The sequence below is a fragment of the Arthrobacter cavernae genome, from assembly GCF_017368795.1.
Lineage (GTDB): Bacteria > Actinomycetota > Actinomycetes > Actinomycetales > Micrococcaceae > Arthrobacter > Arthrobacter cavernae.
Genome location: NZ_JAFNLL010000014.1, coordinates 59,835 through 84,827, shown reverse-complemented (window position 1 = coordinate 84,827; position 24,993 = coordinate 59,835). Strand labels below are relative to the sequence as shown.

The 24,993-nt window shown below is 67.2% G+C and carries 23 protein-coding genes; 13 read left to right on the top strand and 10 right to left on the bottom strand.

Going from position 1 to position 24,993, the window contains the following annotated elements:
- Position 1 precedes the first annotated feature (1 nt).
- From dnaK to J1902_RS07970, 3 genes are all read right to left on the bottom strand, one after another.
- Positions 2 to 1,876 carry a molecular chaperone DnaK gene (dnaK, locus tag J1902_RS07980; RefSeq protein WP_207615709.1) on the bottom strand — a complete coding sequence of 625 codons (1,875 nt, stop codon included), beginning with the start codon at positions 1,874 to 1,876 and terminating at the stop codon, positions 2 to 4.
- Between the two features lie 265 nt (positions 1,877 to 2,141).
- Entirely contained in the window at positions 2,142 to 2,957 is an 816-nt protein-coding gene (locus J1902_RS07975; protein ID WP_207615708.1) for an oxygenase MpaB family protein, read from the bottom strand.
- 9 nt (positions 2,958 to 2,966) lie between these two features.
- Entirely contained in the window at positions 2,967 to 3,719 is a 753-nt protein-coding gene (locus tag J1902_RS07970; protein WP_207615707.1) for a TetR/AcrR family transcriptional regulator, read from the bottom strand.
- Between the two features lie 135 nt (positions 3,720 to 3,854).
- Between J1902_RS07970 and J1902_RS07965 the strand changes: the two genes are divergently transcribed.
- Positions 3,855 to 4,907, top strand: a complete 1,053-nt coding sequence (locus J1902_RS07965; protein ID WP_207615706.1) for an NAD-dependent epimerase/dehydratase family protein — start codon at positions 3,855 to 3,857, stop codon at positions 4,905 to 4,907.
- A 57-nt stretch (positions 4,908 to 4,964) separates the two neighbouring features.
- Positions 4,965 to 5,618 (top strand): hypothetical protein, encoded by a 654-nt coding sequence (locus tag J1902_RS07960; RefSeq protein ID WP_307794395.1) that lies wholly within the window; start codon positions 4,965 to 4,967, stop codon positions 5,616 to 5,618.
- A 174-nt stretch (positions 5,619 to 5,792) separates the two neighbouring features.
- Here J1902_RS07960 and J1902_RS07955 read toward each other — a convergent pair whose 3' ends face one another.
- Together J1902_RS07955 and J1902_RS07950 are read right to left on the bottom strand one after the other, a co-directional pair.
- Positions 5,793 to 7,046 (bottom strand): hypothetical protein, encoded by a 1,254-nt coding sequence (locus tag J1902_RS07955; protein WP_207615705.1) that lies wholly within the window; start codon positions 7,044 to 7,046, stop codon positions 5,793 to 5,795.
- Positions 7,047 to 7,155: 109 nt separating this feature from the next.
- Complete coding sequence (locus tag J1902_RS07950) at positions 7,156 to 8,379, bottom strand: phosphotransferase (RefSeq protein ID WP_307794394.1); 1,224 nt, start codon at positions 8,377 to 8,379, stop codon at positions 7,156 to 7,158.
- 164 nt (positions 8,380 to 8,543) lie between these two features.
- Here J1902_RS07950 and J1902_RS07945 point away from each other — a divergent pair, with 164 nt between their 5' ends.
- Entirely contained in the window at positions 8,544 to 9,761 is a 1,218-nt protein-coding gene (locus tag J1902_RS07945) for a pyridoxal phosphate-dependent aminotransferase (RefSeq protein ID WP_207615750.1), read from the top strand.
- A 23-nt stretch (positions 9,762 to 9,784) separates the two neighbouring features.
- Here the strand turns inward: J1902_RS07945 and J1902_RS07940 are convergent, their stop codons facing one another.
- A complete protein-coding gene (locus tag J1902_RS07940; protein WP_207615704.1) occupies positions 9,785 to 12,379 on the bottom strand; it encodes an AMP-binding protein in 2,595 nt (864 codons plus the stop codon).
- Between the two features lie 156 nt (positions 12,380 to 12,535).
- On the bottom strand, positions 12,536 to 13,177 hold the full coding sequence (locus J1902_RS07935) for a LysE family translocator (protein ID WP_207615703.1): 642 nt from the start codon (positions 13,175 to 13,177) through the stop codon (positions 12,536 to 12,538).
- A 121-nt stretch (positions 13,178 to 13,298) separates the two neighbouring features.
- Between J1902_RS07935 and J1902_RS07930 the strand changes: the two genes are divergently transcribed.
- The 5 genes from J1902_RS07930 (at position 13,299) to J1902_RS07910 (ending at position 16,687) form a co-directional block, all read left to right on the top strand.
- Positions 13,299 to 14,114: a class I SAM-dependent methyltransferase gene (locus J1902_RS07930; RefSeq protein WP_207615702.1), complete on the top strand. Its 816-nt coding sequence runs from the start codon at positions 13,299 to 13,301 to the stop codon at positions 14,112 to 14,114.
- Positions 14,115 to 14,323: 209 nt separating this feature from the next.
- Positions 14,324 to 14,683, top strand: a complete 360-nt coding sequence (locus J1902_RS07925; protein WP_207615701.1) for a YciI family protein — start codon at positions 14,324 to 14,326, stop codon at positions 14,681 to 14,683.
- A gap of 19 nt (positions 14,684 to 14,702) precedes the next feature.
- A complete protein-coding gene (locus J1902_RS07920) occupies positions 14,703 to 15,941 on the top strand; it encodes an RNA polymerase sigma factor (RefSeq protein WP_207615700.1) in 1,239 nt (412 codons plus the stop codon).
- A 48-nt stretch (positions 15,942 to 15,989) separates the two neighbouring features.
- Positions 15,990 to 16,328, top strand: a complete 339-nt coding sequence (locus J1902_RS07915) for a type II toxin-antitoxin system Phd/YefM family antitoxin (protein ID WP_242701751.1) — start codon at positions 15,990 to 15,992, stop codon at positions 16,326 to 16,328.
- Positions 16,289 to 16,687, top strand: a complete 399-nt coding sequence (locus J1902_RS07910; RefSeq protein WP_207615699.1) for a type II toxin-antitoxin system VapC family toxin — start codon at positions 16,289 to 16,291, stop codon at positions 16,685 to 16,687. Before J1902_RS07915 ends, J1902_RS07910 begins: the two co-directional genes overlap by 40 nt.
- Before the next feature lie 55 nt (positions 16,688 to 16,742).
- On the opposite strand, the gene J1902_RS07905 is transcribed toward J1902_RS07910, so the two are convergent.
- On the bottom strand, positions 16,743 to 17,816 hold the full coding sequence (locus J1902_RS07905; RefSeq protein ID WP_443623199.1) for a DNA polymerase IV: 1,074 nt from the start codon (positions 17,814 to 17,816) through the stop codon (positions 16,743 to 16,745).
- 96 nt (positions 17,817 to 17,912) lie between these two features.
- On the opposite strand from J1902_RS07905, the gene J1902_RS07900 reads away from it, so the two are divergent.
- On the top strand, positions 17,913 to 18,536 hold the full coding sequence (locus tag J1902_RS07900) for a LysE family transporter (protein WP_207615698.1): 624 nt from the start codon (positions 17,913 to 17,915) through the stop codon (positions 18,534 to 18,536).
- A 42-nt stretch (positions 18,537 to 18,578) separates the two neighbouring features.
- Here the strand turns inward: J1902_RS07900 and J1902_RS07895 are convergent, their stop codons facing one another.
- Entirely contained in the window at positions 18,579 to 19,556 is a 978-nt protein-coding gene (locus J1902_RS07895; protein ID WP_207615747.1) for a LacI family DNA-binding transcriptional regulator, read from the bottom strand.
- A 241-nt stretch (positions 19,557 to 19,797) separates the two neighbouring features.
- Here J1902_RS07895 and uriH point away from each other — a divergent pair, with 241 nt between their 5' ends.
- The 4 genes from uriH (at position 19,798) to J1902_RS07875 (ending at position 23,996) form a co-directional block, all read left to right on the top strand.
- Positions 19,798 to 20,838, top strand: coding sequence for a uridine-preferring nucleoside hydrolase UriH (uriH, locus tag J1902_RS07890; protein WP_207615697.1), 1,041 nt, complete (start codon positions 19,798 to 19,800; stop codon positions 20,836 to 20,838).
- A complete protein-coding gene (gene uriT, locus J1902_RS07885) occupies positions 20,838 to 22,265 on the top strand; it encodes a uridine transporter UriT (RefSeq protein WP_207615696.1) in 1,428 nt (475 codons plus the stop codon). Before uriH ends, uriT begins: the two co-directional genes overlap by 1 nt.
- On the top strand, positions 22,262 to 23,224 hold the full coding sequence (locus J1902_RS07880; protein WP_207615695.1) for a ribokinase: 963 nt from the start codon (positions 22,262 to 22,264) through the stop codon (positions 23,222 to 23,224). The genes uriT and J1902_RS07880 overlap by 4 nt, the downstream gene beginning before the upstream one ends.
- Positions 23,225 to 23,531: 307 nt before the next feature.
- A complete protein-coding gene (locus tag J1902_RS07875) occupies positions 23,532 to 23,996 on the top strand; it encodes a hypothetical protein (RefSeq protein WP_207615694.1) in 465 nt (154 codons plus the stop codon).
- A gap of 411 nt (positions 23,997 to 24,407) precedes the next feature.
- Here the strand turns inward: J1902_RS07875 and J1902_RS07870 are convergent, their stop codons facing one another.
- Positions 24,408 to 24,986 (bottom strand): hypothetical protein, encoded by a 579-nt coding sequence (locus tag J1902_RS07870; protein ID WP_207615693.1) that lies wholly within the window; start codon positions 24,984 to 24,986, stop codon positions 24,408 to 24,410.
- Between the last annotated feature and the right edge of the window lie 7 nt (positions 24,987 to 24,993).

Sequence of the window (24,993 nt, the reverse complement as noted above, 5' to 3'; positions counted from 1 at the left end):
GCTACTTCTTCTCGTCGGCGGTGTCTTCGTCGATGATCTCGGCGTCGACGATGTCCTCGTCGGCAGCCTTGTCACCGGCGGGGGCACCCGGGGCGCCGGCAGCGCTGCTTGCGCCGTCCGGCGAACCGGCCTGGGAGTAGATGGCCTCGCCCAGCTTGGACTGGGAAGCCTGCAGCTTCTCGAACGCCGTCTTGACAGCGGCGTCATCGGTGCCTTCCAGCGCGGACTTGAGGGCGGCGACGTCGGCCTTGACCTCGGTCTTGACCTCTTCCGGCAGCTTGTCGTCGTTTTCGGCGATGAGCTTGTCCACGGAGTAGGCGAGCTGCTCGGCGGTGTTGCGGGTGTCGGTTGCCTCGCGGCGTGCCTTGTCTTCGGCTGCGTGCTCCTCGGCGTCACGGACCATGCGCTCGATGTCTTCCTTGGAGAGCGCAGTGCCGCCGGTGATGGTCATCGACTGTTCCTTGCCGGTGCCCTTGTCCTTGGCGGAGACGTGGACAATGCCGTTGGCGTCGATGTCGAAGGTGACCTCGACCTGCGGAACGCCACGCGGTGCCGGGGCGATGCCCGTCAGTTCGAACGTGCCCAGCGGCTTGTTGTCGCGGGTGAATTCGCGCTCGCCCTGGAAGACCTGGATGGCCACGGACGGCTGGTTGTCGTCAGCCGTGGTGAAGGTCTCGGAACGCTTGGTGGGGATGGCGGTGTTGCGCTCGATCAGGTGCGTCATGACGCCGCCCTTGGTCTCGATGCCCAGGGAAAGCGGGGTGACGTCGATCAGCAGAACGTCCTTGCGCTCGCCCTTCAGCACACCGGCCTGCAGTGCGGCACCAACGGCCACGACCTCGTCCGGGTTGACGCCCTTGTTGGGCTCCTTGCCGCCTGCCATTTCCTTGACGAGGTCGGAGACGGCGGGCATGCGGGTGGAGCCGCCCACCAGCACGATGTGGTCGATCTCGGAGAGCTTGATGCCGGTCTCTGCGATGACGTCGTGGAACGGCTTCTTGGTGCGCTCCAGCAGGTCCTTGGTGAGGTCCTGGAACTTGGCGCGGGTCAGCTGCTCGTCCAGGTGGACCGGGCCGTCGGGGGTGACGGAGAGGTACTGCAGGGAGACGTTGGTGCTGGTGGAGGAAGAAAGTTCCTTCTTGGCCTGTTCAGAGGCTTCGCGCAGGCGCTGCAGGGCGATCTTGTCCTTGGACAGGTCGATGCCCTTGACCTTGAGCTGGTTCAGCAGGAAGTCAACAACACGCTGGTCCCAGTCGTCGCCGCCGAGGCGGTTGTCACCGGCGGTCGCGCGGACCTGGATGGTGGAGAAGCCGTCTTCGTCCTTGCCGACTTCCAGCAGGGAGACGTCGAAGGTGCCGCCGCCGAGGTCGAAGACAAGGATGAGTTCGTCTTCCTTGCCCTTGTCCAGGCCGTAGGCCAGAGCAGCCGCGGTGGGCTCGTTGACGATGCGCAGGACGTTGAGGCCGGCGATTTCACCGGCTTCCTTGGTGGCCTGGCGCTCGGCGTCGTTGAAGTACGCCGGAACGGTGATCACGGCGTCGGTGATCTTCTCACCGAGGTAGGCCTCGGCGTCGTTCTTCAGCTTCATCAGAACGCGCGCGGAGATTTCCTGCGGCGTGTACTTCTTGTCATCGATGGCAACGCTCCAATCGGTGCCCATGTGGCGCTTGATGGAGGCGATGGTGCGGTCGATGTTGTTGACGGCCTGGCGCTTGGCGATTTCGCCGACCAGGACTTCGCCGGACTTGGAGAACGCGACGACGGACGGCGTGGTGCGGCCGCCTTCGGCGTTGGCGATGACGGTGGGCTCGCCACCTTCAAGGACAGAAACCACGGAGTTGGTGGTTCCGAGGTCGATACCTACTGCGCGTGACATATGTTGTTTCCTTTCAATGCCGATGCCGGAGATTTCACCCGTCAGCAGGGCCCGCAGGGCGGGTTCCGGATCCGGGGGGGCACTCAACAATCGGCTAGTTGAGCGTTCTGCACTCAACTGTACTCGGGGTCGGATCGATGTCAATTCAAAGTTGAGTCAAGTTCGCTCAACTTTGATTTTTGCGGCTCGAGGATCCGCTTGATTGCGGGTTTTCCGGGCGATTTCGCCCAGCGTGAACGTCGCAGCACTGCCCGCCGGGCAGCGATCAAGGCCGTCCGCGGCGAGGTGTAGCTTTCGGGGCGATTTCGTCGGCCATGACGAGCTGCCCGAGGTAGTGGTTCTTGGGCCAGTGCCGGATCTTCTGCGGCAGCCGGGGATAGACCGCCGCCAGGACACGCATGGTGCGCTCGAAGCGCCGCATGTGCCGGTGGCCCCAGGGCAATCCGAAGCCTGCACGGAGGTGCTCCGGCAGGAGTCCCGCGGTAAGGAAGCGGGCCAGCGGCATCGACAGGCGCCACAAGATGGGTCCGCCGGCGGGCTCGAGCAGATCCCGCGCCACGCGCCTGGCGGCGGCGTCCGGGGCGAGCCTCTGCACGCGCGCGTCCCAGTACTGGGCGAAGGCCGCCCGGTCGGCCGGCCAGAGCTCGGCGGGAAGCTGCAGGGCCGTGCCGATCTGCGCATAGTCGCGATAAATGCGGTCGGCGGCGTCGTCGTCGAGCGTTCCGTGGATCTTTTCGTAGACCGTGACGGCGGTGTCGTAGAGGGTGGCCACCACCCACAGCTGGGACTGTTCGTCGAAGGCGTTGTACCCGGCGGACGCGGCATCTGCTTCGCGGCGGACGGGGGCGTGGGCGCGGTTCACGGCGCGGCGCACGGCCGCCAACTGTTCCTCGGAGCCGTAGACCACCGCGTACACGTACGTCATAGTGGCGCGCAGCCGGTCCAGCGGACGCTCGGCGAAGTTGCTGTGCTCGGCGACGCCGTGGCCCACCGCGGGATCGGCGATCTGCAGCAGGATGGCACGACCGGCCCCGGCGAGCAGGACGCTCTCCGCACCGATGTCAGCCAGTCCACGGACCATCTGGATACCTTACCGTCCGGAGGTTAGCCCAACGACTTCCGCCAGAACACTGAGCTGGTGCTCGAACAGTTCGTCGCGGGCGGAGAAGGTGTCCCGTCCGTACTGGCCGAACACCTCGAAACTGATCGCCCCGAACACCGAGGTCCACACCAGGACGCCCCTGGCCACGGATGCCTCGGGGACGGCGAGCCCCAGTTCCGCACGGATCGCCTGAAGGTCGGGGAGCAGCGCGGGAGGAACGACGACGACGGGAGCCGCGTGCGCTGTGAGCGCACCGGCCCGGTAGGCGGCGTCGAAGTTGCCCACCAGGCGGTAGATGACGCGCGTGCCGGGCACGGTAGTCCGCCCGGCGGGAGCCTGGTACCCGGGCACGGGACTGCCGAACAGCAGCGAATAGCGCGCCGGCTCACGCAGCGCCCAGCTCCGCACGGCCCGGCCCAGCGCGCGAAACCGCCCGGCGAAATCGTCCCCGGGAAGGGCGTCGACGGCGGCGTCCACCTCGTCGCCCAGCTCGTTGTAGGCATCGATCAGGAGGAGGGTCAGGAGCTCATCGCGGCTTTCCACGTACCGGTAGACCGCCGAGGAGACGACGCCGAGGTCCCGGGCGACGGCCCGCAGGGACAACGCCGCGGCCCCGTGGAGCGCCAGGTGCTGGCGGCCCAGACGGACGATGTCGGCGATTGTCTGGGTGCGGGCGCGCTCACGTGGAGTCTGGGGCTTGGCGGGCGATGCTTCGTTAGCGGGCGGGGCTGCGGGATTCATGGACCCAGCATGCCACAAGATAGAGCGCCGTCAACAAAAAAGAGCAGTGCTCTTTACTTAATCCAAGAGCGAGGCCATTCTGAATTGAGAGAGCACCGCTCTCGCAATTCCTGAACGTCCGAAAGAGAGCCCGCCATGCCCACCTTGTACGTAGTCACCGGAGCCGGACCCGTCGGCTGGACCGTCGCCGAACAGCTCGCCGAACAGGGTCACGAGGTCCGCGTCCTGACCCGCTCCGGGTCCGGCCCGGAGCACGCCCGGATCGAACGCCGCAGGACCGACGTCTCGGATCCCGCGCAGCTGGGCGGGGCCTTCGCCGGCGCAGCAGCTGTGTTCCACTGCATCCACGGCTCGGCCTACTCCGCCAAGGCCTGGCGCGCCGAACTCCCCCGGGCCGAGCAGGCGGTGATGGATGCAGCGGCAGCCGCGGGCGCCGTCGTCGTCTTCCCTGAAAGCCTCTACTCCTACAGCGAGCCCGATGGCCCCATCACCGAAAGCAGCCCGCGGGACGCCTCCGGCGGCAAGCGCGGTGTCCGCACCGAACTGCTCCGCGCCCGGCAGGCACACCGGGCCGACACCGTCAGCGTGGTGGCGGGCGATTTCTTCGGGCCGCGGGTGCTGATGGCGCACGCCGGGGAACGCCTGGTCCCGCGGGTCCTCGAGGGCAAGGCGGTCCAGGCCATGGGCAGTGCCGCGCAGCCGCACTCCTTCACCTATGTCCCGGACCTGGCCGCCGCCATGATCAGGGCCGCCCAGCTGCCGGAGCTGCGGAACCAGGTGCTGCACGCCCCCAGCAACGCGCCACTCACCATGCGGGAATTGGCGACGGTGCTCGCCAGCGCCGCGGGCAAGCCCGCCCCGAGGGTCGGTGCCATCCCCGGCTGGGTAGTGCGCGGCCTGGGACTGTTTTCCGCGGACATGCGCGAGCTCGCGGAAATGCTATATCAGTTCGAGCGGCCGTTCGTGATGGATTCCTCGGCCAGCCAGGCGAAACTCGGGCTGGAACCGACCCCGCTGGCCGAAGCCGCCGCCGCGACGGTGGGGTGGTGGCTCAGCGGGAACCGGCGCGCGTGCCCAAGTAGGCAGCAGATGTCGCTTGAGGGTTCAAAACGACATCAAATGCTACTCAGTCGGGCGGGATTCGACGGCGGCTGGAGCCCGGTGACTCGCAGGCCAGTGCGGGAGTAATCTAGAGCACATCGGCTCTAGAGGACCACCTTGGACTGGGGTGTCACCGTGGGATTTGTGCGTTCATCGTTGACCGAGCTGCTCGGAGTGCTGTCCGACGCCGTGTCCCCTGAACGTGTCCGCTTCGACGACGGTTCCGTACCACCCGCCCCCGAGACCCCGGAAGCCCCCGTCACCGTCCACGCCGTCGCCCTGAATCGGGTGGGCAGGTCCCGGCGGGAAGGACCGTTGCTGGACCTCGAGCTGAGGGTCGCCGTCGAGTGCCACGGCCCCAAACAGCTGGACAACATGGAGCAACTCCTGCTGGCCGTCGAACGCAGCAGCCAGTACTCTGTGGTCTCCAGCGGCGAATTCCAGCCAGACGAATACGAAGCCGGCATCCGCCATGGCCTGGGCTTCCTCGTCCGCATCCCCGTAGCGCTTCGCTTCGATGAGCCGTCCAGCCCTCTCGTCCTAGAACCTCTCGTCGCCACTGCGGTGGTCGCCCGCCGCCTCCATGGCAGGCTCGTCGACATCCACAACAAGGGCATCCCCAACGCCTACATCCGCGCCCATTCTTCCGCCACCGCCGTCGTGAGCGACGCCACCGGCCACTTCGAGGTCCTGGCCTCGGCGGACGAAATCCAGCATTTTGCCGTGGCAGTCCGCGGCACCGAACGTGAGGTCTCGGCCAGCACCAGCAGCCTGCCGGTCATCATCCGGTGGGAATGAAGGCGACACGCAACCCACCCTTGCCCTAGCGGGTGGGCTACCGAGCGCCTGGACGTCGATGCCATCCGCCGATCAAGAGCCCCGGACTACTCTGTGGTGCCCTTACTGCTCTGTGGTGCCCTTACTGCTCAGTGATGCCCCTCGTCGCCATGTCCATGTCCAGCTGAGGCTGCGCTAACCGCAGAGGGCGCGGACACCGGCGAAGGCGCGGACACCGGCGAAGGCGCGGATACCGGCGACGGTGCGGACACCGGCGACACCGGCGACGGTGCGGACACCGGCGACACGGGCGACGGTGCGGACACCGGCGACACGGGCGACGGTGCGGACACCGGCGACACGGGCGACGGTGCGGACACCGGCGACACGGGCGACGGTGCGGACACCGGCGACACGGGCGACGGTGCGGACACCGGCGACACGGGCGACGGTGCGGACACCGGCGACACGGGCGACGGTGCGGACACCGGCGACACGGGCGACGGTGCGGACACCGGCGACACGGGCGACGGTGCGGACACCGGCGACACGGGCGACGGTGCGGACACCGGCGACACGGGCGACGGTGCGGACACCGGCGACACGGGCGACGGTGCGGACACCGGCGACACGGGCGACGGTGCGGACACCGGCGACACGGGCGACGGTGCGGACACCGGCGACACGGGCGACGGTGCGGACACCGGCGACACGGGCGACGGTGCGGACACCGGCGACACGGGCGACGGTGCGGACACCGGCGACACGGGCGACGGTGCGGACACCGGCGACACGGGCGACGGTGCGGACACCGGCGACACGGGCGACGGTGCGGACACCGGCGACACGGGCGACGGTGCGGACACCGGCGACACGGGCGACGGTGCGGACACCGGCGACACGGGCGACGGTGCGGACACCGGCGACACGGGCGACGGTGCGGACACCGGCGACACGGGCGACGGTGCGGACACCGGCGACACGGGCGACGGTGCGGACACCGGCGACACGGGCGACGGTGCGGACACCGGCGACACGGGCGACGGTGCGGACACCGGCGACACGGGCGACGGTGCGGACACCGGCGACACGGGCGACGGTGCGGACACCGGCGACACGGGCGACGGTGCGGACACCGGCGACACGGGCGACGGTGCGGACACCGGCGACACGGGCGACGGTGCGGACACCGGCGACACGGGCGACGGTGCGGACACCGGCGACACGGGCGACGGTGCGGACACCGGCGACGCCGCGCTCATCGGCGACGGCACGCTCATAGGCGCGGGCATCATGGCCGGCACCATCGCGGGAACTGCGGCATCGCCACTGACCTGAACCACGGCCGCCCGCTGAATCTCGATTACTTCCCTCGACAGGGCAATCTGAGATGCACCTGCGCCAGTGAGGCTCAGCGTCATGAGTCCCAGAGTTCCGCTTGCAATCCAAACATTTCGCTTATTCATGGCCAGCCCCTGAATATTTGCCTTTCTTGATCGCTGATACGTTAATTGTGCCGCGCTTATACAGGAATGCGTGCGAATTTTTGAGGATATTCCTACCGCCCACGGATCAGCCCGGCGCCTTCGGCAGCCAGCTTCTCGGCCGCCGCCAGACGCAACATTGCCCCCGGAACCCAACTGCCGCCGTCGTGCGTTTTCGCCCCGGCAACCAGGGACAACGCCACCCCGGCGGCCCGAAGCCGCAGCGCCGCCGGGTCGACGGCGCCGTCGAAAACCCCGGCAAACCGGTCCACGGCAGCCGGAACGTGGACGTAGCCCGGGTGGAGCGCAGGCAGCACGGCCAGATGCCCGAGGAAGCAGGCGAGGTCGTCCACCAGGTGCCCCGGGCCAAGGGAATCCAGATCCAGCAGTCCCGTGATCCGGGACCCCACCACCAGCAGGTTCGCCTCATACAAGTCTCCGTGCGAGGGCACCACCGGCCCGGCGTCGGTCTTGGGAAGCAGTGCTGAGATGGTGTCCGCCAGCACTGCGATCCGCCCTTTCGCCTGCGGAAGCGCGGCCGCCGCAGCCCGGGCATAATCCGCTGACCGGAGCGCCCAGGCAGGCCGCGACGGCAGGGACTTGACCCCTGCGGGCAACCGCCCCAGCAAGTCGATGACCTCGTGGGGATCCAGCTGCGCTGCGCCATCGGCCATGAACAGCTCGGCCAGGGGCTCCCCGCCGAGCTCGGACAACGCCACAACGCTTCGGTGCCAATCCCCCAGCGGAACCGCGACCGGAAGCCCGGCGTCGGCCAGCATGCGGTGCCGGGTCCAGAGCAGTTCGGCCTGTTGTGCCCGCACGGCCTTGAGGTAAATCCGGGTCCCCCGCAGTTCCGCCAGCAGGACCGCCCGCCGCAACGGCCGGTAACTGAGCGTGCGCAGGCTGGCAACCTCGCCGGGCCGGCCGAACAGTTCAGTGGCCACGGCAGCACCGTCACAAGCCCACGGGAGCCCTGGCAGCATCGGATCAGCCGGGTGGCGCCAGATGGTGAGCTGCCGGTCCCCGGCCCGCAAGCGCACCACCGTTGCCGCGTCCGCCGGGACACTCGCTGTCGTGGCACACAGGTAGTCCGTCAGCGTTCCGGGCGGCCCGCCGTCGTAGCTCACCTCGTAAATACCGGTGACGCCGGCACCTGGCCGGTGGTGCAACTGCGCCAACTTCCAGGTTTCCAGCCGCACCCCGACGGTCCGCAGCGCAATGGCCAGCGGCTCCCGCATCCCGCTGCCTTCCAGCAGCGCGATGTCCGCTTCTTCGCTTCGTCCAGCGGCCCTGCCCACTCCAGCAGCCTTCCTATACCGGATTGTCCCGCAAGTTTACGTCCGTTCCTGCAGAAACGGTGGCGCCTTCGCGATCCGGTACATCGTGCAGGGGCTCACGGCCGGGGCGGTAAAGGGATGATCCGGCCGGTACGGAAAGGGGCCGGGCCGTGAAAAGATCAACCATGCGCCCGATGCAGCACTCCAGCAAACTCCAGAACGTCCGCTATGAACTCCGCGGCCCCATCCTCCAGGCTGCCAAGGCCATGGAGGCCGAGGGTCACAGGATCCTGAAAATGAATCTCGGGGACACCGCACCGTTCGGGCTGGAGGCGCCGGAGTCGGTGGTGGTGGACATGATCCACCACCTGCGCGGCGCCCAGGGCTACAGCGATTCAAAGGGCATCTTCACAGCACGCACGGCCATCTCGCAGTACTACCAGACGCGCGGCCTCATGCAGATCGGCGTCGAGGACATCTTCATCGGCAACGGCGTCAGCGAACTCATCTCCATGACCCTGCAGGCGTTCATGGAAAACGGCGACGAGATCCTCATCCCGGCCCCCGACTACCCGCTGTGGACGGCTGCGGTGACGCTTACAGGCGGCAAGCCGGTGCACTACCTGTGCGACGAGGACGAGAACTGGTGGCCGGACATGGCCGACGTCGAGGCCAAGATCACCAAGCGCACCCGGGCAATCGTGATCATCAACCCGAACAACCCCACAGGCGCCGTGTACCCACGGCACATCATGGAAAAATTCGCTGCGCTCGCCCGCAAACACGAGCTCGTGTTGTTCTCCGATGAGATCTACGAGAAGGTCCGTTACGGAGACGCCCCGCACATCCACACGGCCGCGGTGGCGGACGACGTCTGCGTGCTGACGTTCAGCGGGCTGTCCAAGGCCTACCGCATGCCTGGCTACCGTGCGGGCTGGGTGGCCGTCACAGGTCCGCGCGCGGCGACGGCGGCCTACCGGGAATCCCTGGAACTGCTGGCCTCCTTGCGGCTCTGCTCCAATGTTCCAGCGCAGCACGCCATCCAGACCTGCCTGGGCGGCTACCAGAGCATCGAAGAACTCATCCGGCCCGGCGGCAGGCTGCGAGTGCAGCGGGACCTTGCCTGGAAACTGCTCACGGCGATCCCCGGCGTCAGCTGCGTCCCCGCGGCTGGCGCCATGTACCTTTTCCCGAGGCTGGACCCCGAGGTCTACCCGATCGCGAGCGACGAGAAATTCGTCCTGGACCTGCTGCAGGAGCAGAGGATCCTGGTCTCGCACGGCACCGCATTCAATTGGCCATCGCCGGACCACTTCCGCTTTGTGATCCTGCCTGCCGTGGAGGACATCGAGGAAGCGGTGCGCAGGATCGCGCATTTCCTGGCGGTGTACCGGAACCGCTGAGCCCGGCCTCCCGGGGCCACCCGTCAGGTAGCCGTTCGGCTGCCTCGGCGCCGCCACCAGCGCTCCACGGCGCCCATGACGCGCGTGGCAAGTGCCCAGTAGCCGACGCCGACCGCCAAGGATACAGCGACCGCCAGGCCCTTTCCTGCTTCCTCGAACAACGGATAGACGAGCCAGTGCGTGACGTACGCGTAGAGCGAAGAACTGGCCAATACCGCGATGAGCCCGTGCAGTCTCCGCGGCACCAGCAGCGTCGGCACCCAGACAAGCACAAGGAACCCGGCCAGGATGGTGGCGTTGCGGTATTCGTCGTCGAAGAGCCCCGGTGTGGCCAGGAGTGCCAGAGCCGTGACGACGGCCCGATGCCACATGGTTGCAGAGGCAGCCGCGGCCCAGCCAAGTGCGAAAAGCCACAGGACAGGGCCCTGCCCCTGAAACGGAAGGACCACAACATGGAATCGGACCAGCAGGTCAGCGGCCACGAGGGCGAGCGGGAAGGCCCACGGCCACCTGCGTTGGGCGCGGTCCACTGCGGGTATGGCCAGGAGGGCCGCTACGCCGATCAGAATGTGGACCAGCACTTCCACGAACCAGAAGCGGGAGAAGTCGCTCCACCCCGGCGGACCGAGGATGGCGTTCATCAGGAATACATTGGCCCAGCTGTAGGTATCGGTCACAGCGAACGCAAAGCCGATCACGGCGATGCTTGGCACGACGATCCGGGCAAGCGTCCGCATGTGCCTCCGCAGCCGCTCCCGGCGCGCTCCAGCCAATTGGAAGCGGGCGAAATTGTAGCCGGCAAGGGCCATCAGCACGTGTGCCGTGCCCTCCCAGGAAAACCATCCGATGTGCGTGGAAACGATGAAAACTATGGAAACGGCCCGCAGCACGATCCCGGTCTCCATCGGCGCCAGCAGCCGGCGGCGCCACGACTGGAAACGGCCATCGGTACCGCCCTTCGGAAGGCCTCCGGGAGCCTCTTCAGTGGAGCCGCGCCGCCCGGCACGGGGAACCAGGTCGCCTACCGGCATGAGGTGCCAGCCAGCAGGAACCTCCCCGAGGAACCGCTCCAGCCGGACCGAAGCAGCAACATAGGACAGCGAGTCGCCGCCCAAGGAAACAAAGGTATCGGAATCCTGAATGTCTTCCCGCTCCAGGACATCCGCGAAAATCCGCCGGGCATCGTCTCGCTGGAGGCCAGCGCCGTCAGCGTGGGCGCCGGGCGCGCCGCCGTCGTCGTCATGTTCGGCGTGCAAGGCCAGGACTGCCGGGTAATCCGGCTTTCCGTTGCCCAGGCGCGGGATCGCCTGCACAGCGTGAAGCCGGACCGCGGCACGCGGGAGGCCGAGGTCCTGCGCAAGGGTCTTGGCAAGCAAGGAAAGGTCGTGGGTACCTTCAACCGCAGCCACGATGCGCTCATCGGTGCCGGCCACGGCCCCGGAAACGCCCAGGCCGTCCAGGAGCCGCTCCACCTGGCCCAGGTCCACGCGCAACCCGACGATCTTCACAAAACGGCTGCGCCGCCCGACAATTTCATACAGCCCGTCGTTGGTGCGCCTCGCAAGATCTCCGGTGTGGAGTTCTTCCACGACGCGCCCCAGTGCCAGGTCTTCAGCCCGCTCGGCATAGCCAAGCATCACGTTGGGTCCGGAGTAGACGAGTTCGCAGTCGTCCAGGCCAGGAACCGGCTCAAGCCGGAACTCGCCGCCGGGAACCGGAACGCCAATGGCCTGCGGATGCCCGGACGCCAGGTCCGGCGGCAGGTAGGCCATGCGGGCGGTGGCTTCCGTCTGCCCGTACATGACGAACAGGTCCCAGCCCCGGCGGGTCCCCAATTCCGCATACGCACGTACGCGCTCCGGATCCAGGCGGCCGCCCGCCTGCGTGATGTACCGCAGGCTCGGCAGCTCCATGTCCGCAAACCCCGCGCGTTCCAGGAGCTCGAAGGTGTATGGCACGGCCGCAAAGGATGTCACGTTTTGTGCACGTACGAGGTCCCAAAAGCACGGATCCACCACTGACAGATCCGTGAGGGCGAGCGATGCACCTACCGACAGGTGGCTGTTGACGACTGACATCCCATAGCAGTACGACAGTGGGAGTGTGGTGGCCGCCGTATCGTCGGGACGCAAATGCAGGTACTGCGCTATTGCCGCCGCGTTGGCCTGGAGGCCGTCAGCGGAGAGGCGCACGAGCTTCGGTGAGCCCGTTGACCCTGACGTGCTCACGAGCATCGCCAGTTCGGGATGCAGTTGGTGGCGTGTCCCTTCGCGCCGCCCCTCCATCACAGCATCGCCGTCCGCAAGGCGGACAACGACGTCGGGATCGTAGGCGGCAACAAGGGCCTCGGAGGCCGGGCCTCCTCCCGAGGGCAGGATCAGCAACGGATGTCCTGCCGCCAGCGCTGCCAGGTACACCCGCAGGGACGGCAAGGTGTTGTCCGCCTCCAGGGCTACGAGCCGGCGAACAGGTCCCAGGGATCGTGCAGTGGACTCCACCTGGTCAGCAAGCTCGCGATAGCTTACTGAGCTGCCGTTGATGCGAAGTGCGGTCCGGTCTCCGAACCTTGCCAGATCGGCGGCGAAGGAGATACCGGCCAAGTCTGGCTGTATGGTCACCGCCTCAATGGTAGTAGGTAATGCTAACCTAACTCAAATTGGTGAGGTGCTTCCGTACATGCTCCACACGGAAGGCCTCCCTCCGGACGGTCCGGCGGGAGGCCTTCAGTTGATGGCGGCCCGGGGGTCTTGGCCCTGGGGAGGCAGGTGAACCGGTTAGCTGCTGGCGCCGGAAGCGACCACGCCAAGGCCCAGGGCGGCAATGATCCCACTGCTGGTGCGTTCGACGACGGTGCTCACCTTGGGTCGCTTCAGCCACCGCATCGCTTTGAACGCGACGACGGCCACCATCGAGAGGTACGCGAACGCAATCACGGCCACCACGACGCCCAGGATGAGGGCGGTGCCCATGGTGTCGCCGCCGTGCGGAATGAACTGCGGGACGACGGCGAGGTAGAACAGGCCCACCTTGGGGTTCAGCAGCGTGGACAACGCCCCGGCGCCAAGACCTGCGAGCCTGCTGTACGGAAGAGGCGTATCCGGACCGGTGCCGTCAATGCCGGCTTTGGCGGCCTTCCGGGACTTGATGAACGAGGAAATGCCGAGGTACAGCAGGTACAGTCCGCCCGCGATCTTGAGCCAGCGGAACAGCTCGGCGGACTGTTCCAGGAGCGCAGCCAGGCCGATGCCCACGAGGGCAGCCCACACGATGGCCGCGCCCGCCGAACCTGCCGCCGCGGCAATGCCCGCGCTGGGCCGGTTCAATGCGATGCGCAGCACCAGGAAAGTGTCCGGACCGGGAGTCACGGAAAGGATGAGGCAGAGCCCGGCGAAGGCGATCAGGGAAGCAAGAGTCACAGCCCCGATTATCCGGTACATGTGCGGCTCCCGGAAAGGGCCGCTTCCCGGCAAGAGTACTTCCCGCATCTCTGGGTGCAGGATCCGCCTAAATCCGCCGGGCTGGGGGTAGCGTTTCCCTATGAACGCGCAGCAGCCTGAAGATGTCTACACCCACGGGCACCACGAGTCGGTTGTCCGGGCCCACGCCTCACGGACCGCCGAGAATTCCGCGGCGTTCGTTTTGCCCCATCTCACCGCCGGGACGTCAGTGCTCGACGTCGGGTGCGGGCCGGGCAGCATCACGTGCGATTTCGCGGAGCTCGTGGCGCCGGCACAGGTGATCGGGCTGGACCGTTCCGCGGATGTGCTGGCACAGGCCACCGCACTGGCGGCCGAGCGCGGGGTGGCCAACGTGGAGTTCCGCACCGGCAACATCTACGATCTCGACTTCGAGGACGAGACCTTCGACCTCGTCCACGCCCACCAGGTCCTCCAGCACCTGACCGACCCGGTCGCCGCGCTGCGCGAGATGCGCCGCGTGGCCAAACCAGGGGCGATCGTGGCCGTGCGCGACGCCGATTTCCACGGCATGAGCTGGTACCCGGCCGTCCCGGAACTCGATGACTGGATGGAGCTGTACCAGAAGATCGCGCGCCGCAACGGGGCCGAACCCGACGCCGGCCGTCGCCTCGTGTCCTGGGCGCAGCAGGCCGGCTTTGCCCAGGTGGCGCCCACCAGCAGCAACTGGCTCTACGCCACGGCCCAGCAGAGGGCCTGGCAGTCCCGAGTGTGGAGCGAGCGCGTGCTGCACTCCGCCTTTGCCGAACAGGCCCTCGAATACGGCTTCGCCAACGAGGCCGACCTCGCCAGGATCGCTGCCGGCTGGCACCGCTGGGGCGCCACCGACGACGGCTTCTTCCTGATCCCGAACGGCGAGGTGATCGCCCGAGCCTGAGCTTGCAGGGCGCCCTCCCTGACCTTGTTTGACCTCGATCTGCCTTGAAATCAACCCAATCGGTTTTCACAGGGCCGCGCTGAAGCCAAAGAAGGTCAGGAACGAACGCTCTCCATCAAAAAATCCGCCACCTATGTAGAAATGTCCGGCGCAGTTCCGACCCATGAGTGAAAGCACCCAAACAGGGCGCCCTTCATAAGGAGTTCGAGATGAAGTACATGATCATGATGTTCGGCTCAGCCGAGGGCATGATGGCGACCGCCGACCCCGAGTGGGTCAAGGAAATGATCGGTTTCATGATCCAGGTCGACAAGGATCTGCGTGATTCCGGCGAGATGGTCTTCAACGCCGGCCTGGCCGACGGCAGTACCGCCAAGCTCGTCAAGCAGACCCCCGACGGCGTGATCACCACGGACGGGCCCTACGCCGAGGCCAAGGAGTCGCTGATCGGCTACTGGGTGGTGGACGTGGCCAGCGAGGAACGTGCCGTGGAGATCTGCGCCAGCATCGTCAAGTACGCACCTGTTGTGGAGCTCCGCCGCGTCCAGGACGAACCGCCGGAGGTCTAGCCATGCTTGCCCGAGCCGCTTGACCGCGGCACCGCAGCTCGAGGACCTGCTGCGCGCGCTCGCGCCGCAGGTCCTTGGCGTGCTGGCGCGCCGGCATGGGCAGTTCGACGCCTGCGAGGACGCCGTCCAGGAGGCCCTGCTGGAGGCCGCCCTGCAATGGCCCGCGGCAGGCGTTCCGGAGAACCCGGGGGCGTGGCTGCTGACCGTGGCGTCCCGGCGGCTCGTGGATGAGTGGCGCAGCGAGAGCGCCCGGCGTGCCCGGGAAGAACGGGCCGTGGCCCTGGAACCTGCCGCGCCTGAAGCGCCCGACGCCGGGTGGTCGCCCGACGCCGATGACACCCTCACCCTCCTGTTCCTCTGCTGTCATCCGGCGTTGTCTGCACCATCCCAGCTGGCACTGACATTACGGGCGGTGGGCGGGCTGACGACGGCGGAAATCGCCAGCGCCTTCCTGGTCCCGGAAGCCACCATGGGCCAGCGCATCAGCCGCGCCAAGCAGGCCATCAAGAAGGCCGGAGCCCGCTTCGAACTGCCGGAAGCGGACCAGCGCAAGGCGCGGCTCGGCGTCGTGCTTCATGTCCTCTACCTGATCTTCAACGAAGGCTACGCCGCGAGTTCGGGGCCGTCGCTGCAGCGCGAGGACCTGACGGCGGAGGCGATCCGCCTGGCCCGCCTGCTGCACGGGCTGCTGCCGGGCGAGCACGAAGCGGCGGGGCTGCTTGCCCTCATGCTGCTCACGGATTCACGCCGTCCCGCCCGCGCGTTGGCGGATGGAACGCTGGTGCCCCTCGCCGTGCAGGACCGCGGGCTGTGGAACCGGGACCAGGTCGGCGAAGGCCTGGCCCTGCTGGCCGCAACGCTCGGCCGCAGCCCGGCCGGCCCCTATCAACTGCAGGCGGCCATCGCGGCGGTGCACTCGGAGGCGGCCACGGCGGAAGACACCGACTGGCCCCAGATCCTGGCGCTCTACATGGTGCTCGAGGCCCTGACCCCCAACCCCGTGGTCACATTGAACCGTGCCGTGGCGCTGGCCATGGTGGAGGGCCCGTCGGCCGGGCTTGAGCTGCTGGCCGGGCTGGACGCCGCTCTGGCCCAAACACACAGGCTCGACGCCGTCCGCGGGCATCTGCTCGAAATGGCAGGGGATGCTGTGGGCGCCCGGGCCTCGTTCGTGGCCGCGGCGAAGAAGACGGGGAGCCTGCAGGAGCGGCAGTATCTGCTGCTGAAGGCGGCCGAGTTGGGGCCGTTGTCCACATAAGGAAAGTGGCCTCTGCCGGCAGTGGTGTGGCGTCTCTAGGCTCGTTTCATGAGCTACTACTACGCAGACGATCCTCCTCCCTTTTACTCGGCGGAACCTTACTTCGCAGAGGTTGACCAAGTAGACTTGGTCAACATGGGACAATACAACGTCCAGGATGCCAAGACCCGCCTTTCCGAGCTCCTCAACATGGTTGAGCGCGGCGAGGATGTGGTGATCGCGAAGGCCGGACGGCCCGTTGCCCGGCTTGTCAAAATCGAGCGGCCCACCAAACGGCGCCTCGGTTTCGTCAAGGGCCGGCTCCCCGAAGACTTCCTCGAGCCGATGGGTGAGGAGGAACTTGCACAATGGGAAGCACCGCTTACCTCCTCGACACCCATGTCCTAGCCTGGGCGCTCACCGAACCCCGGAAGCTCTCGGCCAAGGCACGCCGCGTCATCCAGTCGCTGGACCACCACCTGGTGGCGTCGGCGGCCACTGCCTACGAGCTCGCCTACAAGCACAGGCTGGGACGGCTTCCTGAGCTGGATGGCCTGCTTCTGGGGTACTCCCGGCACGTCGCCGAACTCTGCAATGAGGAACTGTCCATCAATGGAGCACATGCCCTGACCGCCGGCCAACTCGACTGGGAGCACCGGGATCCCTTCGACAGGATGATCGCGTCCCAAGCCATAGTTGAGTCGATGGTGGTCATCACGGCGGACCGGGTGTTTCACGAGTTCCCGCTGGTGGAGGCTCTTTGGTAGCCGGCTGGAACGTGGCACTGCCCGCCCGACGGCGCTGGTAGCAGGCGCTGCCACCTCACCAGCCACCGCGCGTCGGCGTATGTCCCTTTCTGGCATCTTCGGGCATCGACATCTCCGCCCGCAATCCAAGGAGCCGGATCGGCCGGTCCGGCTCGATTCCTGCTGTGAGGTCCAAGGCTCGCGTGAGGATTACCTTCCGGTCGAATGTCTCGGGAATCTTTCTGGAGTAGGTCTTTGTGAGGAACGGCGCATACCGGACTTTGAGCGTCAGCCCGACCACGGGCCGCCCTTCGGCCACAACATCCTCAACGACGCGCGCCACCAACTCCCGTACGGCCTCGTCCACCTGGGCGGGCTCGGACAGATCCTGCTGGAAAGTGGTCTCCCGGCCGTGCGCGCGCGCAACCCACGGGGTGTCGTCAACAACGCGGGCTCCGTCCCCGCGTCCCAGCTGTGCGTACCAAGGACCCATCTTCGGGCCGAACTCCGGGACCAGGTCCTGGGGGTCGGACGCAGCGAGCTCGGCGACTGTGTCGATGCCGAGTTTGGCCAGCCGGCTCGACACTCTGGTTCCAACACCCCACAGGTCCATGGTGGGCCGGCTGCCCATGACCTCGAGCCAGTTCTCGGCAGTGAGGCGGAAGACACCGGCCGGTTTGCCGAAACCCGTGGCGACTTTGGCTCGGACCAATGTGTCGCCGATGCCGACACTGCAATGCAACTGCGTTCGCTCCAGGACAGCAGCCTGCACCTGCCGGGCGTAGGCTTCCGGGTTCTCGGTCTCAATGCCCACAAAGGCTTCATCCCAACCCAGCACCTGCACGGTCGCGCCCGGCTGCGCGCGCAGGGTAGCCATCACCATGTCCGACGCCGCGAGGTAAGCCTCCTGATCGACGGGCAGGATCACGGCGTCGGGCACTTTCCGGGCCGCGATGCGCAGAGGCATTCCGGAACCCACGCCGAACGCCCTGGCTTCGTAGGATGCCGTCGACACCACGGCACGTTCCGTGGGGTCCCCCCGACCGCCGACAATGATCGGCTTGCCCGCAAGCTCGGGCCGCCGGAGTACTTCGACCGCCGCGATGAACTGGTCGAGATCGACGTGCAGCACCCACCGGATTCCGCTCACGCCACCAGTCTGCCCTAAACGTCTCTGCTAAGCATCGGCTCTCCAACGAGCCTGGCCGCGTCCGCAGCACCCACGTCACCGGCATAGGCTTGTTTGGTGCAGTTTTCCCTTTGGCTGGCCCTGGTAGGCGCTGGCACCCTCATCAGTTTCACGCCCGGCGCCGGTGCCATCTCCACCATGAGCAACTCGCTGAACTCCGGATTCCGCCGCTCCATCTGGGGAGTCCTGGGCCAGCAGGCCGCCCTGATCATCCACATTGTCATCGTGGCCCTCGGCGTGGGCGTCCTGGTCTCCAGCTCGCCCGTGATCTTCAACGTGATCCGCTACGCTGGTGCGGCGTATCTCGTGTACATGGGCATCCGGCAGTTCCTGCACGGGCCTGACCTGGACAAGGAAAAGGTCGAGGCCCGGCGGAACGAGCCGGCCTGGTCCATGTTCCAGCGCGGCGTCTGGGTCAATCTGCTCAACCCCAAGGCAATCGTCTTCTTCCTGGCCTTCATGCCGCAGTTCATCCGCCCGGAGCAGCCGCTCATCCCGCAGTACCTGGTCCTCAGCGCCACGGTTGTGCTCATCGACATCGCCGTCATGTGGTTCTTCTTCGCCCTGGCGGCCCGTTCCTTCCAGCGCTTCACCCACAATGAGCTCGGCCAGAAGGTTCTCAACCGGACCTTCGGTGTGCTGTTCGTGCTGGTGGGCGTGCTCCTCGCTGTCATCCACTAAAAGTCCGGCGCGCCCGGCGCCGGGACCGATGCAGTCCAGACCCTACACAGTGGAGCCGCGCACCACCAGCGAACTCTCCAGTGTGAGCTGCGGCTGTTCCAGCACCCGGCCCTCCATGAGCCCGCGGAGCTGTTCGCCGGCCTTGAGCCCCAGCGGCGTGGCCGGCAGGTGCACGCTGGTCAGGCCCGGGTTGGACGTGGCCGAGTACGGCAGGTCGTCGAAGCCCGCCACGGCCAGTTCCTCCGGGATGCGGACCCCGGCAACCCGCGCTTCCTGCAGCACGCCGTAGGCGTGCGTGTCCGTGCCGCAGACGACGGCGGTGACGCCGGCCTGCTGCCACCGCGGCCAGGCGGCGGCGAACGCGACGGCGGCGGCCCCGACGTCGATGGTGGTGCTGATGATGTGCTCATGGGCCACGGCAATCCCGCAAGCGGCGGCCTCGTCCAGGAACGCGGCGCGGCGGATCTCGAACGTTGCCGTGCCCGTAACGCTGTCCACATAGGCCACTCGCCGGTGTCCCGTGGCGGCCAGGTGCGCCGCCAGTTCTCGGGCACCGTGGGCGACGTCGAGGTTCACGGACGGGGCGTAGCTTTCCATGCCCGGCGCGTCCAGGAGCACCATGGGCCCTGCCACCGAAAGGTCCTCCAGGAAGCCGGCGCTGGGCGCGTCCACCAGCAGGCCTGCGGGACGGAGGGCCAGGAGCTTGCGGACGTCGTCGGCCCGGGGGAATTCGCCGGCGTCGGTCACGGAAAGCAGAAGCTGGTACTCGGAACCCAGCGATTCGCGGATGCCCGCGATGACCTTGGCGAAGAAGGGGTTGGCGATGTCCGGGGCCACCAGGATCACGATGGAGCTGACGCCCTTGGACAGGGAACTCCCGATGCCGTCCACCACGTAGCCGAGCTCGGAGATGGCCTGGCGGACACGGGAGATGTTGTCATCGGAGACGCGCCCCCGGGTTTTGCCGTTGGCCACGAGGGACACCGTGGCCGTCGAGACCCCGGCCCGGGCGGCCACCATCGCCGCGGTGACGCGGTGCGCACGCCCAGGGGGTGGTCCACCTGCAGGGGGCTGCTGCACTCGTTCCGCGGGTTCCATGCATCGATCGTAGCCGGGATTTCGCCACTTCTGCCGCCACATGGCATCAAGCGCTTGACGCATTTCACGTTAAGCGCTTGACGTGACGGGCCATGCAGTGCCAGAATTCCTCTGAATGACCTAGCGCCCTGCCCCGGCAGGCCCCAATGACGTGGAGATGAACATGGACCCCAACACCATGACCCCTGAACGCAAGAAGATCATCCTGGACTGCGACCCCGGACATGACGACGCCGTGGCGCTGCTCCTGGCGCACGGCAACCCGGACATCGAGCTGCTCGCCGTCACCACCGTAGTGGGCAACCAGACCCTCGAAAAGGTCACCCGCAACGCCCTCTCTGTAGGCACCATCGCCGGCATCACAGGAGTCCCCTTCGCCGCCGGCTGCGCCCGGCCCCTGGTCCGCACCATCGAAACCGCGCCGTCCATCCACGGCGAGACCGGCATGGACGGCCCCGCCCAGCCCGCGTCCACCATCGAACTGGACCCGCGCCACGCCGTCGACCTCATCATCGAGACGATCATGGCCCACGAGCCCGGCACGGTCACCCTGGTCCCCACCGGCGGCCTCACCAACATCGCTCTGGCTGCCCGCAAGGAACCGCGCATCGTTGAACGCGTGAAGGAAGTCGTCCTCATGGGCGGCGGCTACCACGTGGGCAACTGGAGCGCCGTGGCCGAATTCAACATCATCATCGACCCCGAGGCCGCACACATCGTGTTCAACGAGAAGTGGCCCGTGGTGATGGTCGGCCTGGACCTCACACACCAGGCGCTGGCCACCCCGGACGTCGTCGAGAAGATCGCGGCCGTGGGCACCAATCCGGCCCAGTTCGTGATGGAACTGATGGAGTTCTTCACCAAGACCTACAAGGACGCCCAGGGCTTCGACTACCCGCCGGTCCACGATCCCTGCGCCGTGGCCTACGTCATCGACCCCACCGTCATGACCACCCGCAAGGTCCCCGTGGACATCGAGCTGCAGGGCAAGCTCACGCTCGGCATGACCGTGGCCGATTTCCGCGCCCCGGCACCGGAAGACTGCCACACCTCCGTCGCCGTCGACCTTGACCACGAGAAGTTCTGGAACCTCGTCACGGACGCCCTCGTCCGCATCGGCGAGCCGGGCGAGCCCGCTGCCGCGCCCGCAGCAGACCTCGCCGCAGCCGCAGACCTCGCAGCAGCAACCGCAGAGGCCAAGTAATGAGCACCCTCCTTTCTGAAACCAAGGGCACGCGCGCCAACGTCACCGCCCTCATGGTTGCCCTGCTGGCCGCCTGCGTGGCCTTCCAGCTCAACGCCTCCATGCTGAGCCCGGCCCTGGTCACCATGGGCAACGAGCTGCAGACGGACCAGGCCGTCATCGGCCTGTCCCAGACCTGGTTCTTCACGGCCGCGGCCCTGTTCTCCCTGTTCCTGCCGCGCCTGAGCGACATCATCGGACGCAAGAAGATCCTGATCGGCATGATGCTGCTGATGGCCATCGGCTCGGTCATCGCGGCCATGGCCCCGGACGTCACCTGGCTCTTCGTGGGCCGCATCATCCAGGGTGTCAGCGGCCCCACGGTGCCCCTGTGCCTGATCATGCTGCGCTCCGCCGTCAGCAATCCGCGCCAGTACGGCACCCTCATGGGCCTGATCACGGCAGTCAACGGCGGCGTGGCCGGCGTCGACTCCTTCGTGGGCGGCTACTTCGCCGAGAACTTCGGCTTCCGCAGCATCTTCTGGCTCATGGTCGTCTTGGCCCTCGTGGCCACCGCCCTGATCGCCCTCCTGGCCGGCGAAAGCAAGCCCGCGGCAGGCACTACCATGGACTGGCTGGGCGTGTTCTTCATCGTCATTGCCGTCGGCGCGCTGCTCACGGCCCTCAACGAAGGCTCAAAGCTGGTGGGGGCGTTCTCCGCCGGCACCTTGATGCTCGCCATCGGCCTGATCGTGGTTGCCGCCGCAGCGTTCTTCGCCTTCTGGACCGTGGAGAAGCGCGCCAAGGAACCCATGGTGGAAACCATCCACCTGCGCCAGCGCTCCACCTGGGCGCCGCTGCTGACCACAACCCTGACCATGACCGGCATCTTCGCCGTCATCAACGGCATCGTCCCGGCCTACGTGCAGGCTGCGGCCCCGGGCTTCGGCCTGGGACCCACCGAAATGTCGCTCATCATCCTCACCCCGTATGCCCTGCTCGGCTGGGCGGTCGGCCCCGTCAGCGGCCGCCTGGCCCCGGTCCTCGGCTACACCAAGGTGCTGCGCATCGGCATGGTCGGCAGCATCGCGGCCCTGGCCATCATCGCGTTCTTCGGCCTCAGCAGCCTGCCCATGATGATCGCCGGAACAGCCTTGCTGGGCATCATGTATGCGGGTACGGTCAACATCATGCTGAACGGACTCGGCGTCGTCCTCTCGCCGCACGGCAACCCCGGCTTCCTGCCGGGCATGAACGCCGGCGCCTTCAACCTCGGCGCAGGCCTGAGCTTCCTGGTGCTGCCAGCCATCCTGGTGGCCACCTCCGCGCTGGGCGACGCCAAGGCCTCCTACCTGACCGTCGTGGTTACCGGCCTGGCCATCACCGCAGCGGCCTTCGCGGCCTCCCTGCTGATCCCGAAGCCCGTCGAGGCCGAGGTCGCCAAGTGACGCCAGAAGGCACAGCCGGCCGGATCGTCGTCGTCGGGTCCCTGAACGCGGACCTGACCATTTACTGCGAGCGGCTCCCCCTGCCGGGCGAAACTGTCCACGGCAACGGCTTTGCCGTCAACCCCGGCGGCAAGAGCGCCAACCAGGCGGTGGCCGCCAGCAAGCTCGGCGGACACGTGAGCCTGGTCGGTGCGGTGGGCGACGACGCCAACGGGGCCATGCTCCTGGCGTCCACCGCCAGCGCCGGCGTGGATATTTCCCGCGTCCGCAGCTCCTCCGTTGCGGCCACCGGCGTCGCGGTCATCTCCGTGGACGCGCACGGCGAGAACAACATCATCATCTCGGCGGGCGCCAACGGCACCCTGTCCCCCGCCGACATCACTGCCGCCGCGGATGCCTTCGACCGTGCGGCCGTCGTCTGCCTCTGCCTTGAGGTCAGCCTCGAGACGGTCGCGGCCGCCGCACAGGCAGGGCACGACGCCGGCGCAACGGTTCTGCTGAACCTCTCGCCGTACGCGGAGATCCCGCAAAGCCTCGCGGACTTGAGCGATGTCCTGCTGGTGAACGCGCACGAGGCCTCGCTGTTCCTGGGCGACGCCGAGGTGCCAGACGCCGACGCCGACGCCGCGGCGTGGGAGCCGGTCCGGCTGCAGTTCGCCGCGCGCGGCCTGGAGCGTGTGCTGGTGACGCTCGGCGCCCACGGCTCCGTGGTTCTCGACTCGCAGGCGGCCGCCGGTTCCCGGATCACCCGGGTTGCGCCCACCAAGGTCAACGCCGTGGACACCACCGGCGCGGGCGATGCCTTCACCGGCGCCGTTGCCGCCCGGCTGGCGGCCGGGGATTCCCTGGCCGAGGCCGCGTCCTTCGCCTCCGTGGCCGCCGCCCTGGCCGCCACCAAGAAAGGCACGCAGGCCGCCTACCCGGCCATCGAGGACGTGGAACGCCGGCTGGCTTCCTAGCTTCTTTCGATCGCTGCCCCCCGCCGTGCCCTTGTGGCGCGACGGGGGCAGCGCCTGTTAAGTGGCCATGCCAATCTTGGTCGATTCCAAAATCCCTGGGAAGCGTTCGCGACCTGAGGCTCTAAGACCACCGGTCAGCGTCGGCAATCGGAAGAGGGACCCCTCCCCACCCCCTTGCAGGGGACGGCTACAACGCCCAAGATTATGGTTTAAGTCCGGGTGCTTGGGCTCCCCCAGTCAGATCCCTGACTGGAGGGCACCCAGGGCAGGCGATGCCGCTTGTCCCAAATGAGGAGGAAGTTAAGTCATGAATACAGCCATGCGTTCCGCCGCTTTGCTCCTGACCCTTGGTGTTGGCCTGTTCGCCATGGCCGGACCGGCCAGCGCGGCCACGTCGGTGACCGACATCAGCGACGGCACCCTCCTCGCAGAAGGCGTGGCGGTTGAAGTGTCGTTCTCGTTCACCTGCGACAAAGGCCGGAACGTTACCTCAAATCTGATGATCTCCCAGCGGGTCAACGCGGGCCGTATAGCCAGGGGTTTTGGCAGTAACACCGGCGGCTTTGAGCCCTGCACCGGTGACCTTCAGACAGAAACGGTCACGGTCATTGCTGAATCCTCCGCGTTCAAGAATGGAACGGCGCTGGCGATCGTGGATCTGTTGCTATGCGATCCCGGCTTCCCCGGCTTCCCCGGCGTCCCCGACTTCAGTTCTTGCACCAATTTCCGATCAATCGAAGAGATTCAGCTTGACCAAGTGAGGGACGCGTAGGACCGATTCGGCCGGCGCATGCCGGAGCGGAGGTGCCGTGGAAACGGTGTACCGATCAGCCGCGGGGAAGGCGGGCCTGCTCGAGGCTGCCGTGCAGGCAGCCTTTGCTGGTGGGGTGCAACGGAATCTTGGTGATCCCGCGACTTCCTGATGCGTTCGACATGCCGGCCGCTATGACGATCGGGCGCCGAAGCCGGGCCGAGAGAGTCCCCTCCCCCACCCCCTGGGTGCCTAAGACCGGGGCGTGCCCGCGCCGCCGTCGCCTTCTTGTTTCCGGCCCAGACGCACGGCCCACCTCCCCCGGTCCCTCTTGCAGAGGCAGGCTAGAGGAGTTGCCGCCAGACGCTAGCCATGACGGTCAGCGCCGGCGCGACGGCGAACATCGCCGTCGCGCCGTCCCTTGCGAGACCGCTAGGAGTAGTTCAGGCTCATGATCAGGGCCTTGAGCTGTGCGTACTGTTCTGTGGCCATCCACGCTTCCGCCGCCTGTCGGCTCGGGAACGCCGACTGGGGGCTCGGCCAGAACGTCTGGTCGAAGATGACCCCGTTGGCAACGCCGCCGTTTCCCATAACGAGCAACGTGCAGGACTGCCCGACGGCGCCCTCCTCCAGGTTGCGGGGGTTCATGACCGCCATTTTGTACCAGTCTTCACCGCCGATGTTTTCCACGATAAATCCGAACATCGGCGTGGTGCCATCAACTTCACGCATTCCTGGGACGGCTGCACTGTCGAGCACTGTGCGGTTGGTGGGTGCACCCACGCAGCCGATGCCGTTGGCGCCGCTTGAGACGCTGAAGAGGTCGGTGCCGGTTTGGTCCGAGACAATCGCGTCAACGGGCTGCCAGGGAGGCACCTCCAGGCCCGGCCCCCGTTGTGTTCTGACGGACCAGGAAGCCGGGTAGGAGAAGGAAATGTGCCCATCGGGGAACGTGAAGGACTTCAGTGTGGGCTGGACCGGTGCCGGCTGGACCGGCTCGACCGGCGCCACTTGCTGG